Consider the following 14,248-nt stretch of genomic DNA (forward strand, 5'->3'; position numbering starts at 1 on the left):
AGGCGATGCCCCTTGGCCCTGGCGTCATTCAATGCGCGATCCAGCAGCTTGCGGCCGACGCCGCGGCTGCGGAACGGCGGTTCGACCGTCAGCGGCCCCAGCAGCAAGGCCCTGGTATCGTCGATGCAGATCGGCAATTGCCTGACAGAGCCGACCAGCAGCGTGCCGATCCGGGCCGTGAACGACAGGTCGAGCAGATGGTCGACATGCTCGCGCAGCCGGTAGGCGCTCAGCGCGAAACGGCCGGGCCCGAAGGTGCGCTGGTGCAGGCGTTCGATCGGCAGCGCGTCGCTGGGGGTCTCGGCCAATATTGTCAGTGAGAGGTCGCTCATGCTGGGGCGCGGAATAGCATCTGGCGGTCGCGCGGTCTATCGCCCACCCAGCGCTAAATTCCCCTGGCTTATCAGTTCCTGATAACCGGGGGCTGGGACAAATAGGCCAGCAGCTTCATCTCCCGGCGTCCACGCGTCACGGTATCGAGCACCAGGCCCGACGATACCGACAGCACCGCCAGAATCATCAGGCCCATCGACAACACAGCCGTCGGCAGCCGCGGAACGACGCCTTCCTCAAGATAGGTGAAGATGACGGGGAGCGCGAGGCCGATCGAAATCAGCGTCAGGAAGATTCCGATGGCGGTGAAAAAGCGCAGCGGCTTTTCCGACCGGTAGAGCTTCAGGATGGTGCCGAGAATGCGAAATCCGTCGCGCCAGGTGTTGAGCTTGCTGAACGATCCCTCCGGCCGGGCATAATAGGGCGTCTCGATTTCGGCGACCGGCAGCGCCAGCTCCAGCGCATGCACGCTGAGCTCGGTCTCGATTTCAAAACCGTCCGACAGCACCGGGAAGGATTTGACGAAGCGCCGCGAGAACACGCGATAGCCGGAAAGGATATCCCTGAAGGCCTGGCCGAACACCGCGGAGAGAAAGCTGGTCAGCATCCAGTTGCCGGTGCGATGGCCGGGCCGGTACGCGGCGACAGCCTGGTCGACGCGAAAACCCACCACCATGTCGAGATGATCCGACAGCAGCATCTCGATCATGCGCGGCGCGCTGGCGGCGTCGTAGGTCGCATCGCCATCGACCAGCACATAGATGTCGGCATCGACATCGGCGAACATCCGCCTGACGACATGGCCCTTACCCTGGCGGCGTTCGCTGCGCACTTCGGCGCCCGCCTCGCGCGCCACCGCGATGGTACGGTCCGACGAATTGTTGTCGTAGACGAAGATCTGGGCCTGGGGCAGGCTCTTGCGAAAATCCGCTATCACGGTCGCAACCGCGGCTTCCTCGTTGAAGCACGGCACCAGAACCGCAATGCGCATCGTCGGTGTGATCATCGCCGCTTTATCAGCCGAATCAGGCTTGTCATGAGGTCGCGCACGCTTTTACCGGTTGCTGCCCGCTAACGCCACGTTGCGATCGGCGTCCTGCCCCCGAGCACTTCCGCAATCCGCAGACGGGTGCCCGGAGTCGTTTCCTCCGGCAGGGCCGCGGCGTCGAAGAAGCCGCAGGCGACGATCTCGCGGTTGGCCTCGGGCAGCCGGTCCTGGCTGAATTGCCTGACCAAATAGACCGCGACGTGGTCGCGGCGGGAAACATGGCTGTTGAGGAACAGGCCATGCAGCGAAGGCTCGCCGGCAAGCTCGATCCGTCCCTCCTCCGCCAGTTCGCGGCGCAGCGCCTCGCGAAAGGTTTCGCCGGTCTCGACGCCGCCGCCCGGCAGATGCCAGCCGGAGACGTAGCTGTGCTTGACCAGAAATATCCTGTTATCGCCGTCCAGCACCACGGCGCGGACCCCGAGCGTCATGCCGCGGGCGAACCGCCAATAGAGATGGAAAACCCGCCGCAGCGCCGGCTCAAGCGTCGTTCGCAGCTTCTGCAGGTTCATCGCCATCGAAGGCTCCAATAGCTGACCTCGCGTTTGATCCTTGCCTTGCGGCGGCCTGCTTGCCAATACATGGCGGGATTTGGGAGGGCAACACGAGATGATCGTGAAGCGGCGTGAACCAAGCGGCGATCGAGGCGGACGCACCTGATGGCGGCGTTCACGCTGGCGCATTTATCCGATCCGCATATCCCGCCACTGCCGCGGCCACGGCCCGGCGAACTCGTGGGAAAGCGCGCGTTCGGCTATCTCAACTGGACGCGCAATCGCCGCAAGTTCCACCGGCGCGACGTGCTGGACGCGCTGGTGTCGGATATGCGGTCGCAAACGCCTGATCACATCGCGGTCACCGGCGACCTCGTCAATCTCGCGCTCGAATCCGAGTTTCAGCCGGCGCGGACATGGCTGGAGGGCGTCGGTCCGTCCGACCGGGTCACGGTAATTCCGGGCAATCACGATGCCTATGTCCGCGCCACGCAGCATCGTTTTGCGGAGGCCTTCGCGCCCTATCTCCGCGGCGACGATGCGGCTGACGCTGGCGCCGCGTTTCCATCGCTGCGCCGGCGCGGACCGCTGGCGCTGATCAGCGTCTCCTCGGCGGTGCCCACGCCGCCCCTGAAGGCAACCGGATGGCTCGGGCGCATCCAGCTCGACGCGCTCGATCGCCTGCTTTCCAGGCTCTTGGCCGAGCAGGCCTTTCGCGTGTTGCTGGTGCATCACCCGCTGCGGTCGGATGCGTGGGACAAGCGCCTGACCGATGCGCCCGAACTGCTTGCTCTGCTCGGACGCTACGGCGTGGAACTGGTTCTGCACGGGCACGATCACGTTCATTCCACGATCTGGATCGACGGACCGGCAGGCAAGATTCCCACGATCGGCGTGCCGTCGGCCTCCGCGATCGCGCATGACTGGCATCCGGCGGCAGCCTACAATCTGTTCGCGATCGCACGTGAGGGCGATGCCTGGCGGTGCGAACACACCGTGAGAGGCATCGACGATACGCTGTGCGTCCGCCAGATCAGGCAGACGCGGCTGATCTAGAGATTCCGCAAGGTCGCGAACAGCGCCAGCCCGAACAGCGCGATCGCGCCGGCGAGGAAGCCGAGCACGAAGGTCCAGAAGCCGCTGCGGCGCTTCTTCTCGACGACGACCGGCTCGGGCGCCGGCGTCGCCACCAGCGCGTGCTCGCGCTCGATCATGCGGCGGGCGACATAGTCGGTGACGGCATCGACGATGGCGGCGACGTCATGCGACTCCGCGATCACGATGCGGCCGAAGCGGGTATCCTGCACGAAGCGGTAGATACGCTTGTCGCGGCCCATCAGCACATGGGCGACGATGTCGATCCACAGCCTGGGCGTATCGCCATGGCTGATGCCGCGGTCGAACAGGTCGACCTTTTCGGGAATTTGCGCAAACAAGGGCTCCAGCGCGTCGTTGAGAATTTCCAGCCGCGCCACTTCGGCGTCGCGCAGATCGACCACCACACCGGTGCGGTCGGCGGCCTCGATCCGCGCCTGCCGCAGGGCATCGCGCAGACGGACTGGACGCATGGGGCTGACGGCCTGGCTCCCGGTATTCTGCGCGTCTGACATCCGCTTGACCGCCTTCGTCCTGAGGGTTTTCGAAGCGTTAACCTATCAGCAACCACGTTTTGCGCAAATGTTCTTTGTTCCCAATGATTTAGGCCTCTGGGCTCGTGGTTGGGGGGAGAGCGAGAAGAGCAAAACCGCGAGCGGCCCCATTCGGGGTTACCGAATGGGGCCGCTCTCGTCCCTGGACGTCTTCTTCCAGTACTTGGCAGCTAGCCTTACGCCGAAACGCGGGCGGGCTCTTCCACGATGGAGAAGCGCACGCCGGCCTTGTGGCGGTTCTCTTCCGAAATCTCCTTCCAGCAGTCTTCGGCTTCCTTGCGGGTCTTGAAGGGCCCTTTGACCTGCGAGGAGCCTTCCACGAGCTTGTGGAAGTTCATCGAGCCGAACTCGCCGCCAATCACCCAGAAATTGCTGCCTTTGGTCATGATAGTCTCCTGCTCTTGACCGGCTGTTACTCAGCCGAACTGGTTCATCGTGTTGTGGGCGCCGCCCGCCTTCAGAGCGGCTTCACCGGCGAAGTATTCCTTGTGATCGTCACCGATATCCGAGCCGGCCATGTTCTGATGCCTGGCGCAGGCGATACCCTGACGGATCTCCTCGCGCTGGACACTCTTAACATAGCCCAGCATGCCCTGCTCGCCGAAATACTCCTTCGCGAGATTATCCGTCGACAGAGCCGCCGTGTGATAGGTCGGCAACGTGATCAGATGGTGGAAGATGCCGGCACGCTTGGCTGAATCGGCCTGGAAGGTGCGGATGCGCTCGTCGGCTTCGATGCCCAGCGGCGTATCGTCGTATTCCGGCTTCATAAGCTCGGCCCGATTGTACTTGCTGACATCCTTGCCGGCTTCCTTCATCGCATCGTAGACCTGCCAGCGGAAGTTGAGCGTCCAGTTGAACGAGGGCGAGTTGTTGTAGGCCAGCTTCGCGTTCGGAATGACCTCGCGAATGCGGTCGACCATCTTGGCGATCTGCTCGATATGGGGCTTCTCGGTCTCGATCCAAAGCAGGTCGGCGCCGTTCTGCAGCGAGGTGATGCTGTCGAGCACGCAACGATCTTCGCCGGTTCCGGCGCGGAACTGGTAGAGATTGCTGGCGAGCCGCTTCGGACGCATCATCTTGCCGTTGCGGTTGATGATGACATCGCCATTCTTGGCGTTGGCGGCAGTCACTTCCTCGCAATCCAGGAAGCTGTTGTACTGATCGCCGAGGTCGCCGGGCTTGTGGCTCACGGCGATCTGCTGCGTCAGGCCGGCACCCAGCGAGTCGGTGCGGGTCACGACGATACCGTCTTCGACGCCCAGTTCGAGGAAGGCATGGCGGCAGGCCCGGATCTTCGCCAGGAACACCTCGTGCGGAACGGTCACCTTGCCGTCCTGATGGCCGCACTGCTTTTCGTCGGAGACCTGGTTTTCGATCTGCAAGGCGCATGCACCTGCTTCGATCATTTTCTTGGCGAGCAGATAGGTCGCCTCCGCATTGCCAAAACCGGCGTCGATGTCGGCGATGACCGGCACGACATGGGTCTGGAAGTTGTCGACCTTTTCGATCAATGCCTTTTCCTTCGCCTGGTCGCCTGCCTTGCGGGCGGCGTCGATGGCGCGGAAGGTATCGTTGAGTTCACGGGAGTCCGCCTGACGCAGGAAGGTGTAGAGCTCTTCGATCAGCGCCGGCACCGAGGTCTTCTCGTGCATCGACTGATCGGGAAGCGGTCCGAAATCGGAGCGAAGGGCGGCGATCATCCAGCCGGACAGATACAGATAGCGGCGATCGGTCTTGCCGAAATGCTTCTTGACCGAAATCAGCTTCTGCTGCGCGATGAAGCCGTGCCAGCAACCGAGCGACTGGGTGTACTTGGTGGGATCGGCGTCATAGGCAGCCATGTCGCTGCGCATCAGCGCCGCGGTGTAGCGGGCGATGTCCAGGCCGGTCTTGAAGCGGTTCTGCAGACGCATGCGCGCCACGGCCTCGGCGGTGACGCCGTTCCAGGTCGGCTGGGTCTTGAGCAGCGCCTCGGCGGCCGCAAGCTCGCTCAGATAGGAAGCCGGACCCTGGATAGCCTGGTCGCTGATCCCGCGTGGCTGGTAGTTCATGTGCATGATCCCTTCTCGGTGTCGTAAAATCTGTTCGCCACTGATCAATCGACATTCGTGACAGTGCAGTGCGAAAGTGCCGAGAGCTAAACGCTAAACTTCGAAATTCGTATAGATGCCTTGTCATTTAATGGTGATGTCATGTAACATACAAACTTGTCATAGATGTCACGTTGTCACGTTTGTCACAAACAGGGCATAGCCATGGCCAACGATTCCGCAAAAAAGCTGTTCGTCGGGCCCCGGTTCCGGCGAATCCGCCAGCAATTGGGGCTGTCGCAGACCCAGATGGCCGAGGGGCTGGAGATTTCGCCGAGCTATATCAACCTGATAGAGCGCAACCAGCGACCGGTGACGGCGCAATTGCTGCTCCGGCTGGCGGAGACCTATGACCTCGATCTGCGCGACCTCGCCACCGCCGACGAGGACCGGTTCTTCGCCGAACTGAACGAGATCTTCTCCGACCCGCTGTTCCGGCAGATCGACCTGCCGAAACAGGAACTGCGCGACCTCGCCGAATTGTGCCCCGGTGTGACGCATTCCCTGCAGCGCCTCTATGCCGCCTATACCGAAGCCCGCCGTGGCGAGACCATGGTGGCGGCGCAAATGGCCGACCGCGACGAAGGCACCCGCTACGAAGCCAACCCGATCGAGCGCATCCGCGACCTGATCGAGGCCAACCGCAATTATTTCCCCGAACTGGAGCAGGCTGCCGAAGCCCTGCGCGACGAACTGAACGTGCCCGCGGAAGAACTGTTCGCGGCCCTGGCGGCGCGCCTGCGTGAAAAACATTCGGTCGTCACCCGCATCATGCCGGTCGATGTCATGCGCGAGACGCTGCGGCGGTTCGACCGGCATCGCCGGCAACTGCTGATCTCCGAACTGGTGGACAGCCCCGGCCGCGCCTTCCAGCTCGCGTTCCAGATCGGCCTTACCGAAAGCAGCGGCAGTTTCGATGCCATCGTCAACCGCGCCGGACCGCTCGACGATACGCCGCGACGGCTGTACCGCATTACGCTGGCAAACTACTTCGCGGCTGCCGTGATGATGCCCTATCAGTCGTTCCATGGCGCGGCGGAGGCGCTGAACTACGACGTCCACGTGCTGGCGCAACGCTTCAATGCCGGTTTTGAACAGGTCTGCCATCGCTTGACCACGCTGCAGCGGCCCAATGCGCGCGGCGTGCCGTTCTTCCTGCTGCGCGTCGACAATGCCGGCAACGTGTCCAAACGATTCTCCTCCGGCACGTTTCCATTCTCGAAATTCGGCGGCACCTGCCCGTTGTGGAACGTGCACTCGACCTTCGATACGCCGGACCGGCTGCTCAAGCAGGTCATCGAACTGCCCGACGGCACGCGCTATTTCTCGATAGCACAGATGGTGCGCCGGCCGGTGGCGCCGCACCCGCAGCCGCAGCCGCGTTTCGCCATCGGCCTCGGCTGTGAAATCCGCCACGCGACCAAGCTGGTCTATGCCACCGGGATGGACCTGGAAAAAGCCGAGGGCACCCCGATCGGCGTCAACTGCCGGCTCTGCGAACGTGAAAACTGCAGCCAGCGCGCAGAGCCGCCGATCACGCGGACGCTAATTCTCGACGAGAACACGCGACGAGTGAGTTCGTTCGCGTTTTCGAATGCAAGGGAGTTGTGAGGGGCAATCGTCACCTGCCCTATTCGATGAACTTCTTGTAGATCCAGCGGCGGCCGTCGTGGCGGCGCCAGACCTGGCCGGTCAGCAGGCGGCCGGTGATCGATCGCCGGGGAATGATCACGTTCCACAGATGCCAGACTTCGGCCCATGCCGGTTTCGGGCTCAGGCCCAGTATTCGAAATCGCTCCCGGCCTTCAGCGAGCATGTTGGTTTCCGAAAAAACATGCCGGAGGGAAAATCTCCGGCGCCTCACAGGATAGCGCCCGCCGCTGGCGTCGCAATTGAAGTCGCCGGTTAAGCTAACCGGTCAACCTTACCGCGCCGGTGCAAGCAAAGAAGATCGAAGTCGATTAGAGATTGCCGGTCCCGATGCCCGGCGGATTTACCACGATCCACGACGGCGCATTGCCAGGCCGAACCTTTCGGGGTACCGGCGACTGTCTGCCCGGGGACTGCTCGCAAGGAGCAAGACGATGAAATCGCTGCTTACGTCGATTCTGCTGGCAGCCTTGACCTGCGCCGGCCCGACCGCGGGTCTTGCGACCTGGCCGGACTACAAGGGATTCTGGGTCGTCGGCAATCTGACCGCCGGGACATGCGAGATCGTGACCTCCAATCCGGTCATGGACAATCCCCTCACCTCGTTTTCAAGCGGCCCCTATCAATCGCTCGACGACGCCAAGCTCGCCCGCTCCACCATTCCCCAGTGCCCGAAGGATCCGGTCGCCTCGACCAAGTGACCGAAGATCGCCTGCTTCAGCTAGCGGCCGGGACTGCCGGTCCGTGACGACGGCCAGTCGATCGGTCTGTGCTGCAGGCGCCGCCGGATCATCTCATTGCGCCGCCGGTCGGCATAATCGCGGATGGTCGGTGCCGCGGTGAAATGGAATTTGAGTGCCCGGTCGGCATCGGCCTGCTGCCGGATGTTCTCGTAGTAGTGAATCAGCCGCTGATCCGGCATTTTTTCGACACTCATCGCCACGCCCCCGCCAACCAAAAGGGCTACGCCGCATCACATCCCGCAGTCCCGCCGGGGCACCAAAAATGAATTGCCGAAAAAACCGCCCGCCCCGTTAGCGCCAATCCTAATTCACGTGCCGGTCGCCGGTAAGCACAAGACGCGTCGCCGCGAAGGAACCGGCGAGCTGTTCGATTGCGACACAGAGCAGCGCCGCATCAATGGCGGTAGCGCTTTTTCGGGGGATGGTAGGCGCGCGTTGGCCGCGTCGAGAGAACCGACCCCGACTGGTTGGGGACGTAGCCCCGGGATTCCTGCAGGCGCCGCTGATAGCCGGGCGAATTCATGATGCTCTGGGCCGCCCCGCGCGCCAACGCCTCGGTCGCGGTGAGCAGGACGAACAGGGCTGCGGTGCATTTCAGGAACTTGTTCATTCGCCACCTCCGGAACAACGTGCGATGGTTCGGCAACAGGGAATACACACCTTGTTGCGATCCGTATTGGCACCCCGGCGTGGCAATCTGCGGGCAGCGCTTCGAAAACGTTCAATCAGGGAGAAAACCATGCGGATCGCGGTAGTCGGCGCCGGCGGGGTCGGCGGCGGATTTGGCGCCGCGCTGGCGACGGCGGGAGCCGATGTCACGTTCATCGCGCGCGGCGCCCACCTCGCCGCCATGCAGGGCGCGGGTCTGAAAGTGGCTAGCCCCCGCGGCGACAGCCATCTGGTGCCGACCAAGGCGACCGACGATCCCGCCCGGATCGGCCCGGTCGATATCGTGCTGTTCTGCGTCAAGCTGTGGGACGTCGAAAGCGCGGGCGAGCGCATCAAGCCGCTGGTTGGTCCCGGCACCGCCGTGATCCCGCTGCAGAACGGTATCGATGCGCCCGAGCGGCTGATCCCGATCCTGGGCGAGCGCGCCGTGATGGGCGGCGTGGCGCAGATCTCGGCCTCGATCACCGCGCCCGGCGTCATCACCCAGGTCGGTACCTTCATGCGCATGATCTTCGGCGAGCTCGACGGCCAACGCAGCCAGCGCGCCGAGGATTTTCTCGCGCTGTGCCAGAAGGCCGGCTTCGATGCCACCCTGAGCGATCAGATCCTGACCGACCTCTGGATGAAGTTTGTCCTGCTCGCCACCAACGCCAGCATCACCGCGCTGGCGCGCCAGCCGATCGGCCAGCTGCGCGACGACCCCGATATCCGCCCGGTCTTCATCGCCGCCCACCAGGAAGTGATCGACGTCGCACGCGCCCGCGGCGTGACGCTGCCGCCAGATGCACTCGCGAAAATCCTGGAATTCAACAGCCACGCGCCGCCCACCATGAAAGCCTCGATGGCGCTCGACCTCGAACGCGGCAACCGGCTGGAGCTGCCCTGGCTCGGCGGCAAGGTCGCGGAGCTGGGCAAGCAGCTGGGCGTGCCGACCCCAACGCACAGCGTGATGCATGCGATGCTGAAGCCGTATGTGATGGGGAGGATGGGGTGAGTGAGGGACGAGGGCGTAGCGGTTTCGCAAAGGGCCAAAACCCATCTTGTATTAGCCCGATCGTTTATAATGGCACCGTTCCGTGAGGAATGGCCCAGCCCGGGTGGCCGCCCGAGCTGGGTCGCCGTTCGATCGGATCGGTGCCCATCGAAGCCTAGAGGGCTGCCACGCTGCCGTTCGATGACGCCGCAAGGACGCGCGGCTCCGAGCCAACGGCGCTGATTTCAAAGCCGGTTTTCTTCAGAGGCAGGATTGAACCAGTTCGCCCGCACGGCGTTGTCAAGCATGCCCCGGCCGAAGCCACCGTTGACTGGTCCCATGAGCGTGCAGCCTTTCGAGCACGGCTCGATCACGTTGATGCAATCGCAGCCGATGTCAGCCGACACGAACAGGAAGCCGAAGAAGGTTTCGAAGAAGCAATCCATCCGGGCGGACGCGGTCCGGATCGCGAAGGCGAAGATCAGCCGGCGCGGCTCGCTGAGCAAGCAGCGGCAGGCGCTGAAGGGCTGAACCGGCGAACCAGTTCGTCGATTTCGCTTTTATCCTGGACTTCGCTTGGACTTTACCTGCGGAAAGGTGCACCCTTCCCGCAGTTCGACGCTGAATGCCAGCGCAACCCGACGTTTGCCTGGACCCCTTCCAACCACCGAGGTGACCCGCATGCGCGATCCCGCCGTCACGTTCATCGTCATCCTCGCCATTGGCATTGTGGCCGGCTTGCTGTTCGACCGGCTCGCGGGGCCGTCATGGCTGTCCCGCCAGTTCTCCGGAAACCGGGGCATCATCACCAGCGCGCTGGTGGGAATTGCCGGCGCCTTCATCGGCTTTCACATCGCGGTGCTGCTGGCGCTCGGCAGCGGGCTGGCGATGGCGGTCATCGCCGCGGCGCTCGGCGCGGCCGCGGTGCTGTTCGCCTGGCGGATGGCCAAATAATCTGGCACGCGTTCGCGATCGACACGGCCGTGCCGATTTCCGCCGGCGTTGCCGCGCTCGCGCCGGACGATTCATCCGATGACATCCTGGCGCGCGCCGACCGCGCGCGCTATGCCGCCAAGGCGAGGGGCCGCAACCGGACCGCCATCGACCGGCTGTGAAGGCGCCCGCCCGCGCGAAGCCATCCGGCTAGCGTCCCTTGTAGACCGCCTTGCGCTTTTGCTTCACCGCCGCGGTCGCCTCGACGGCGTCCTCGCTTTCCTTGACCTCATACAGCGTGCGCTGGGCCCGGCCGGATTGTTCCGACGGTCCCTGCGGCAAGACGCCCTCCGTGACGAAGCGCTTCAGCGTCTTCAGCACCAGCGGCGAGAATTCGGCCATTTCACGCGCCATTTTCAGCGCGACCGGAACCTGCTGTCCCGTCGGCACCACCTCGTTGATGAGGCCGATATTGAAGGCGCGTTGCGGATCGAGCACCCGGCACAGCAGCATCATCTCCATCGCGATCTTGTGCGGAATCCGCGCCGCCAACCCGGCAATCAGCCCGCCGGTAAATCCCAACCGCGCCTCGGGATAGGAGAATTTGGCATTCTCCGCCGCCACCGTGAGATCGCACATCATCGACAGCACCAATGCGCCGCCGATGCACCAGCCGCCGACCGCCGAGATCACCGGCTTGGTGGTCTCGAAGCCGACGGTGGGAATGCAGCGCCACAATTCGGGAAAGTTGCCGGTATCGGCGCCGGCGGAAAACGCCTCATTGCCGGCGCCGGTGAGCACCGCGGCCTTCTGCGTCGGCGAGCGCTCGAAATCCACAAACGCCTTCTGCAGCAGCAGCGCCGTCTCGGCGCAAATCGCGTTGCGGCGTTCCGGCCGGTTGATGGTGATCAGCGTGGTGCCGTCGGCGTAATTCTCGACCAGTACCTCTTGCATGGATGCTCCCCGCTATCGTCTTGCCAGGGCTGTGATCCTCCGCGAAAGCGGAGGACCCAGTACGCCGCGGCGTATCGACCAATCGCTGACGTCGCTGGAATACCGGGTCACCCGCTTTCGCGGGTGCCGACAAGCGGAGTGGACGTCACACGCGCACATCACTCTGCGGCTTGACGCGTCTCCGGCCCGTCGAGCACCTCCAGCACCACCGGCGGCGACATCGGCAGGCTGTAGAAGCGTTTGCCGAGCGCGTTGTAGATGGCGTTGGCGACGGCGGCCATCACAGGGACCAGCGGCACTTCACCGACCCCCTTGACGCCTTGCGGATGCTTCGGATTGGGCACTTCGACCATCACGCAGTCGAGCATCGGCAAGTCGGAGCAGACCGGCATGCGATAGTCGAGGAAGCCGGCGTTATCGACCTTGCCGCTCCTGTTGTAGATGTACTCCTCGTTGAGCGCCCAGCCGATCCCTTGCGCGACGCCGCCCTGGATCTGGCCCTCGACGTAGCCCGGATGAATTGCGCGGCCGACGTCCTGGACGGCGGTGTAGCGGATCACGCGGACGATGCCGAGTTCGGTATCGACCTCGACGTCGCAGATGTGGGTGCCGAAACCGCCCTCGGCGCCTTCGGTATTGAGCTGCACGCCGGCGCCGATCGGCCCGCCCATGGTCGGGGCCTTGGCCGCGAGTTCGGCCAGCGTCAGCGGTTCAAACTGGCCGGCGTTGGGGCTGGCCGGATGCGCCGCGCCGTTTTCCCATTTCACCGCCTCGGGATCGATGTCCCAGATTTTCGCGGCGCGCTCCTTGAGCGTGGTGATGATCTTGTCGGTCGATTGCGTCACCACGATCGCGGAGGCGAACAGCACGCGGCTGCCGCCGGTGAGATTCGAAAAGCCGATGGTAGCTGTGTCGCCGATCAGGACGGACACCCGCTTGTAGTCGATGCCGAGCAGCTCGGCACAGATGTTGGCGATCGCGGCGCGCGAGCCGCCGACATCGGGATGGCCCGTGGTGACCACGACGTTGCCGTCCTCGGTGATGTTGACCTGCGCCGAGGATTCGCCGCCGGCGTTGAACCAGAAACCGGAAGCAACGCCCCTGCCCTGTAGTTTTCCGAGCGGCGCGGTGTAATGCGGATGAGCTTTCGCGGCTTGCAGCGTCTCGACATAGCCGATGCGCGGAAACACCGGGCCGAACGCGGCTTTTGTCCCTTGCTTCGCGGCGTTCTTCAGCCGCAACTCCAGCGGATCCATCTTGAGCGCTTCGGCGAGTTCGTCGAGCACGCACTCCACCGCATAGGCGCCGATCGGCGCGCCGGGCGCGCGGTAGGCCGCGACCTTGGAGCGGTTGGACAGCACGTCGAAGCCGACCGACAGCACATGCGGGATCTCGTAGGGCGAGAAGCTGCAGCCGACCGCGCCGCGGATCGGCGAGCCCGGCAGCGCGCCGGCCTGCAGATAAAAGGTGCCCTGGGCGGCGACGATGGTACCGTCCTTCTTGGCGCCGATCTTGACCGTGCTCTTGGAGCCCGACGTCGGCCCGGTCGCCCGCATCACTTCCTCGCGGGTCATCACCATCTTGACGGGACGGCCGGATTTTTTCGCCAGCAGTGTCGCCAGCGGCTCCAGATAGACGATGGTCTTGCCGCCAAAACCGCCGCCGATCTCGGCGGGGATAGCGCGGATGTCGCTCTGCGGAATGCCGGTGAGATACGCCGTCATCGCGCGCACCATGAACTGGCCCTGGCTCGAGCTCCAGATCGTGGTCTTGTTGTCGGCGCCGACGCTGACCAGGCAGGCGTGCGGCTCGATATAGCCCTGATGCACCGGGCGGGTGGTGAAGCTGCGCTCGACGACCACTTCGGCCTGCGCAAAACCTTCGGCAACGTCACCCTTCTTGACCTCGAGCCGGCCGCCGATGTTGGACGGCTTGCCCTCGAACTTCATGAAGTCGTGCAGGATCGGCGCATCCGGCGCGATCGCGTCGTCGATCTCGATCACCCACGGCAACACTTCGTATTCGACCTCGATCAGATCGCAGGCCTGCGCCGCGATTGCTTCCGTGGTGGCGGCCACCGCCGCGACGGGGTGGCCGGGGAACAGCGCCTTCTCGCGCGCCATCACGTTGCGGCACATCCAGCGCATGTCCTGGATGCCGAGCATGACCGACTTGTCGATCGGGAAGTCGACGACATCGCGCGCCGACACCACCGCCTTGACGCCGGGCAGCGCCTCGGCCTTCGAGGTGTCGATCGATTTGATGCGGGCGTGCGGATGCGGGCTGCGCAGCACCTTGCCCCAGATCATGCCGGGCATGTTGGTATCGGCGGCGTAGGCCGCGCGGCCGGTGACCTTGTCGGCGCCGTCGGGCCTGATGGTACTCTGGCCGATCCACTTGTTGTTGGTAACGACGTTCATTGCGCTGCCTCCCGCATTTCATCGGCGGTTTCCATCACCGCCCGCACGATCTTGTCGTAACCGGTACAGCGGCAGAGATTGCCGGCCAGCCAGAACCGCACCTCCTCCTCGCTCGGCTTCGAATTCTTCCGCAGCAGCGCGTCGGATGCGACCAGCATGCCTGACGTGCAGATGCCGCACTGCAGAGCCGCCATTTCCAGGAATTTCTGCTGCAGCGGATGCAACTTGTCGCCGTGGGCCATGCCCTCGATGGTCTGCAGCTGGTGGCCTTCAGACTCGACCGCGAGCATCA

The 14,248-nt window shown here is 64.0% G+C and carries 19 protein-coding genes; 6 read left to right on the plus strand and 13 right to left on the minus strand.

Annotated elements, in window-relative coordinates:
• From Q8N40_RS11860 to Q8N40_RS11870, 3 genes are all read right to left on the minus strand, one after another.
• Positions 1 to 332 (minus strand): GNAT family N-acetyltransferase (locus Q8N40_RS11860; RefSeq protein ID WP_305711946.1); only part of this gene is annotated, 332 nt, incomplete at its 3' end.
• Between the two features lie 71 nt (positions 333 to 403).
• Positions 404 to 1,339: a glycosyltransferase family 2 protein gene (locus Q8N40_RS11865; protein ID WP_305711947.1), complete on the minus strand. Its 936-nt coding sequence runs from the start codon at positions 1,337 to 1,339 to the stop codon at positions 404 to 406.
• A 65-nt stretch (positions 1,340 to 1,404) separates the two neighbouring features.
• The gene (locus Q8N40_RS11870) at positions 1,405 to 1,890 is read right to left on the minus strand and encodes an NUDIX domain-containing protein (RefSeq protein WP_305320100.1); all 486 of its coding nucleotides are present in this window, start codon (positions 1,888 to 1,890) and stop codon (positions 1,405 to 1,407) included.
• Between the two features lie 147 nt (positions 1,891 to 2,037).
• Between Q8N40_RS11870 and Q8N40_RS11875 the strand changes: the two genes are divergently transcribed.
• Positions 2,038 to 2,928 (plus strand): metallophosphoesterase, encoded by an 891-nt coding sequence (locus Q8N40_RS11875; RefSeq protein ID WP_305320096.1) that lies wholly within the window; start codon positions 2,038 to 2,040, stop codon positions 2,926 to 2,928.
• On the opposite strand, the gene Q8N40_RS11880 is transcribed toward Q8N40_RS11875, so the two are convergent.
• From Q8N40_RS11880 to Q8N40_RS11890, 3 genes are all read right to left on the minus strand, one after another.
• Positions 2,925 to 3,482: a hypothetical protein gene (locus Q8N40_RS11880; RefSeq protein WP_305320097.1), complete on the minus strand. Its 558-nt coding sequence runs from the start codon at positions 3,480 to 3,482 to the stop codon at positions 2,925 to 2,927. The two genes, Q8N40_RS11875 and Q8N40_RS11880, sit on opposite strands and share 4 nt — an antisense overlap.
• Before the next feature lie 215 nt (positions 3,483 to 3,697).
• Positions 3,698 to 3,907, minus strand: coding sequence for a hypothetical protein (locus tag Q8N40_RS11885; protein ID WP_305320098.1), 210 nt, complete (start codon positions 3,905 to 3,907; stop codon positions 3,698 to 3,700).
• Positions 3,908 to 3,937: 30 nt separating this feature from the next.
• A complete protein-coding gene (locus Q8N40_RS11890) occupies positions 3,938 to 5,575 on the minus strand; it encodes an isocitrate lyase (RefSeq protein WP_305711948.1) in 1,638 nt (545 codons plus the stop codon).
• 204 nt (positions 5,576 to 5,779) lie between these two features.
• On the opposite strand from Q8N40_RS11890, the gene Q8N40_RS11895 reads away from it, so the two are divergent.
• A complete protein-coding gene (locus Q8N40_RS11895; RefSeq protein ID WP_305321297.1) occupies positions 5,780 to 7,225 on the plus strand; it encodes a short-chain fatty acyl-CoA regulator family protein in 1,446 nt (481 codons plus the stop codon).
• A 19-nt stretch (positions 7,226 to 7,244) separates the two neighbouring features.
• Here Q8N40_RS11895 and Q8N40_RS11900 read toward each other — a convergent pair whose 3' ends face one another.
• Positions 7,245 to 7,430: a hypothetical protein gene (locus Q8N40_RS11900; protein ID WP_305321298.1), complete on the minus strand. Its 186-nt coding sequence runs from the start codon at positions 7,428 to 7,430 to the stop codon at positions 7,245 to 7,247.
• Positions 7,431 to 7,698: 268 nt separating this feature from the next.
• On the opposite strand from Q8N40_RS11900, the gene Q8N40_RS11905 reads away from it, so the two are divergent.
• A complete protein-coding gene (locus Q8N40_RS11905; protein WP_370870911.1) occupies positions 7,699 to 7,965 on the plus strand; it encodes a hypothetical protein in 267 nt (88 codons plus the stop codon).
• Between the two features lie 20 nt (positions 7,966 to 7,985).
• Here Q8N40_RS11905 and Q8N40_RS11910 read toward each other — a convergent pair whose 3' ends face one another.
• The gene (locus tag Q8N40_RS11910; protein WP_305711949.1) at positions 7,986 to 8,201 is read right to left on the minus strand and encodes a hypothetical protein; all 216 of its coding nucleotides are present in this window, start codon (positions 8,199 to 8,201) and stop codon (positions 7,986 to 7,988) included.
• A 200-nt stretch (positions 8,202 to 8,401) separates the two neighbouring features.
• A complete protein-coding gene (locus tag Q8N40_RS11915; RefSeq protein ID WP_305321300.1) occupies positions 8,402 to 8,617 on the minus strand; it encodes a hypothetical protein in 216 nt (71 codons plus the stop codon).
• 129 nt (positions 8,618 to 8,746) lie between these two features.
• Here Q8N40_RS11915 and Q8N40_RS11920 point away from each other — a divergent pair, with 129 nt between their 5' ends.
• Positions 8,747 to 9,670 carry a ketopantoate reductase family protein gene (locus Q8N40_RS11920; RefSeq protein ID WP_305711950.1) on the plus strand — a complete coding sequence of 308 codons (924 nt, stop codon included), beginning with the start codon at positions 8,747 to 8,749 and terminating at the stop codon, positions 9,668 to 9,670.
• A 224-nt stretch (positions 9,671 to 9,894) separates the two neighbouring features.
• Here the strand turns inward: Q8N40_RS11920 and Q8N40_RS11925 are convergent, their stop codons facing one another.
• Positions 9,895 to 10,155, minus strand: a complete 261-nt coding sequence (locus Q8N40_RS11925; protein ID WP_305711951.1) for a hypothetical protein — start codon at positions 10,153 to 10,155, stop codon at positions 9,895 to 9,897.
• Between the two features lie 175 nt (positions 10,156 to 10,330).
• Between Q8N40_RS11925 and Q8N40_RS11930 the strand changes: the two genes are divergently transcribed.
• Both Q8N40_RS11930 and Q8N40_RS11935 read left to right on the plus strand, forming a co-directional pair.
• Positions 10,331 to 10,603: a transglycosylase gene (locus tag Q8N40_RS11930; protein ID WP_305711952.1), complete on the plus strand. Its 273-nt coding sequence runs from the start codon at positions 10,331 to 10,333 to the stop codon at positions 10,601 to 10,603.
• 29 nt (positions 10,604 to 10,632) lie between these two features.
• Entirely contained in the window at positions 10,633 to 10,764 is a 132-nt protein-coding gene (locus tag Q8N40_RS11935) for a hypothetical protein (RefSeq protein WP_370870912.1), read from the plus strand.
• A 28-nt stretch (positions 10,765 to 10,792) separates the two neighbouring features.
• On the opposite strand, the gene Q8N40_RS11940 is transcribed toward Q8N40_RS11935, so the two are convergent.
• The 3 genes from Q8N40_RS11940 to Q8N40_RS11950 all read right to left on the minus strand — a co-directional run.
• Positions 10,793 to 11,536, minus strand: coding sequence for an enoyl-CoA hydratase/isomerase family protein (locus Q8N40_RS11940; RefSeq protein WP_305711953.1), 744 nt, complete (start codon positions 11,534 to 11,536; stop codon positions 10,793 to 10,795).
• A 158-nt stretch (positions 11,537 to 11,694) separates the two neighbouring features.
• Complete coding sequence (locus Q8N40_RS11945) at positions 11,695 to 13,956, minus strand: xanthine dehydrogenase family protein molybdopterin-binding subunit (RefSeq protein WP_305711954.1); 2,262 nt, start codon at positions 13,954 to 13,956, stop codon at positions 11,695 to 11,697.
• On the minus strand, positions 13,953 to 14,248 hold a 296-nt coding region (locus Q8N40_RS11950), incomplete at its 5' end, for a (2Fe-2S)-binding protein (RefSeq protein WP_305711955.1). The genes Q8N40_RS11950 and Q8N40_RS11945, both read right to left, overlap by 4 nt.

The sequence above is a fragment of the Bradyrhizobium sp. genome (assembly GCF_030693485.1).
GTDB lineage: Bacteria > Pseudomonadota > Alphaproteobacteria > Rhizobiales > Xanthobacteraceae > Bradyrhizobium.